Source organism: Mesorhizobium sp. WSM4810 (assembly GCF_055811235.1).
The window spans coordinates 1-2,577 of sequence record NZ_JBVVQV010000067.1; the positions used below are offsets into that span (position 1 = coordinate 1).

The window sequence follows — 2,577 nt, forward strand, 5'->3', positions numbered from 1 at the left end:
GCCCGATCCCACGACATAATGCACACCTCGCTATGTTATTGAAAAAGCTGGATCTGCTGATCCTGTGATTGTGATAATGGACTGTGTCCGCTCCTGCCGGAATGGTGCTGGATATCGAGTTGCTCGATATCTTCATGACGGATGATCCAGGGCGTACCCTTGCAATACTGCTCGGCCTTCAGATCGCCGGCGCGGATCATGCGCAGCACGGTCATTGGCCGCAGCCCGAGCTTTGCAGCCGTTTCCTGCAATGTATACTCGCCGCGCTCCGACCGTTCGTCCTTTTTGTAGACGGCGATGTCGTGCTGGTTGCGGAAAGTGCAGACACGGGACTGCGTCCATCCGTTCTGACGACCCGTGGTTTTGCCGAGCCGGTTGAGAAGCGATGCGATCGCTCTATCCGGCAATTGGCGTGCCAGGGCACGGATCAGTTCCTCGATGTCCGGCGGGGCGCCCCAACGGTGATGGCCTGCCTTGTTCTTCCTGACCGAAAGCGCGGTATGGTCGCCGCCCTGCCAATGCACCAGCATTTTGATGTGGTCGTCTTCGATGGCGACGACAATCTCGCGGATCACAGCACGGATGATCCGCTTGCGCGTGGTGGCGGTGGCGTTGGCATGATGCCATGCCAGTTCGAGATCGGCGCCCATGCGCAGCAGGCTCCGCCGTTCCTCTTCTCCCAGAGCCTCAGGCTTGTGGCGGTCGAGCGCGTCAAGCTCGTCCTGACGCTCGCGGACGGCTACGAGCGCGGCATTCCAGCGTCGCTCTAGTTCGCCTGCTACAAGCCGGTTGTCCGGGTCGACGGCGTCATACTGGCGGCGTGCATGGGCGGCTTCATAACGTGCTTGCTCGAGTGCGAGCTCCACATGGCGCCGCTTCTCTCCAGCCTGCACGGTGGTGGTCTCGATGGCCTTGATCGCCGCTTCGATGCCGAGCGGTTGAAGGCGTTGAAGAACCTCCGCGCTGACCGCCTGATCGACCCGCAACGATCCGAAGCCAATGCACGGGTCGGTTCCGTGGTTGAGCTGCGCTCCGCGGCAATGATAGCGCCCCGTATTGCCGTTGCTGCCGGAATAGGAGACATGCAGCTTGCGGCCGCAATGGCCGCAGCGCAAGAGACCGCCGAGCAGCAACTCGCCCCGGCGAAGAGCACCGCGCGGCACCAAGCCTTTGCTTGTGGCATTGTCCGTGATCAGGCGCTGATTCCTCTCAAAATCGTGCCAGCTCAGGTAACCTTCGTGATGGTCGATGAGCAAGACCTCCCAGTCGGCGCGATCGCGCCTGATCCCACGCAAAATCCGTTTGCGTCCGGCCTCTATGGTGACTTTGCTGCAGGTTCGCCCGAACGCATAGGCGCCGGCGTAGATCGGGTTGGTGAGAATGTGGTGCACCGTATTGTAGACGGGCAGCTTCCAGACGATCGCCCTGTCCGCCGCGCGCGTGTAATTTACGGCAGGGAGCATAATGCCCTCGCTGCGCAGCCACAGATGCACCTGCCGGATGCTCTGCAGTTCGTCGAAACGCCGGAATACAAGATCGATCGCCTCGCGGATCCGCAGGTCCGGGTCTTTCTCGATCCGGTTCCGGCCCGACTTGACGTAACCGATCGCCACCGTCAGGAAAAGTTCGCCCCGGCGTGCCTTCTGCTTCAGGGCTTCGATCGAGCGGGCCCGCAGGATCGAAAGCTCCAGTTCGCTCATCGTGCCCTTCATGCCGAGCAGCAACCTGTCGTTGGGATGACGCGGTTCGTAGATGCCGTCCTCATCTATGATGAGCGTTCCGACAAGGCCGCAAAACTCGATGAGCGTATGCCAGTCCCGGCCATTGCGGGCCAGCCGGGAGGCTTCAATGGCGAGGACCGCACCAACCCGACCTTCGCAGATCGCCGCCAGAAGCTTCTCAAAGCCCGGACGGCTGATGCCAGACCCTGAACGACCGAGATCTTCATCGATGACGATGGCTTCTTTCCAGCCAAGGGATCGCGCTCGCTCGGCAAGGCCATATTGGCGTCGCCGGCTCTCGGGATTGTTGACGAGTTGATCGGCCGTCGACTGCCGGACATAGACATAGGCGCCGCGCGCGAGATGTTCAGCGGTGATCTTCATGATCTGCCTCCCGTTCCGTCTGGCTCACCACCGCTTCCCTCAGCAAGGTCTCGATCAGCGGGAGGGTGCGTTCCCGGACTTCGCCTGGAAGACTCGATGGCGGAGCCTTCGTGGAAAACAGGTCTGGCTGGTCGGTTCGGCATTGCCTGCGCTGCATGGTCGTCTCCTGGCTGGCGTGAGTCGCTCTGCAGAAAACGTAGACCTGCATCCACCTCGCGGCGCAGGTCGCGCAGGCATGAAAGGGGAAAACGGGGCGCCTCGCGAACCGCCATCGACAGGGCGATCTCTTCCGTCATCCAGATCGGAATCAGCGTCAGGCTGCCATCCGGTTGTCGCCCGACATAGGCCGGCTCACCGCAATAACGCTGACGGCCTGTGACAAAAATCTCCCCGCCCGAACGCGGATGAAAGGCGTAACGGACAATCTTCTTTGCCTCGCCATCCTGATAACGGGCATTATGAGCCCAGTCCG

The 2,577-nt window shown here is 61.3% G+C and carries 2 protein-coding genes; both read right to left on the reverse strand.

Annotated elements, in window-relative coordinates; all coding sequences use genetic code 11:
• Window positions 1–35: 35 nt before the first annotated feature.
• Window positions 36–2,105 (reverse strand): recombinase family protein, encoded by a 2,070-nt coding sequence (locus AC0L3O_RS35255; protein WP_065006398.1) that lies wholly within the window; start codon window positions 2,103–2,105, stop codon window positions 36–38.
• Window positions 2,102–2,577, reverse strand: a 476-nt coding sequence (locus tag AC0L3O_RS35260; RefSeq protein WP_473618128.1) for a hypothetical protein, incomplete at its 5' end; no start/stop codon positions are given. The genes AC0L3O_RS35260 and AC0L3O_RS35255, both read right to left, overlap by 4 nt.

Excerpts from the sequence above, each read along its gene's own strand:
- AC0L3O_RS35255 (WP_065006398.1), bottom strand. The coding sequence starts at position 2,105 with ATGAAGATCACCGCTGAACATCTCGCGCGCGGCGCCTATGTCTATGTC.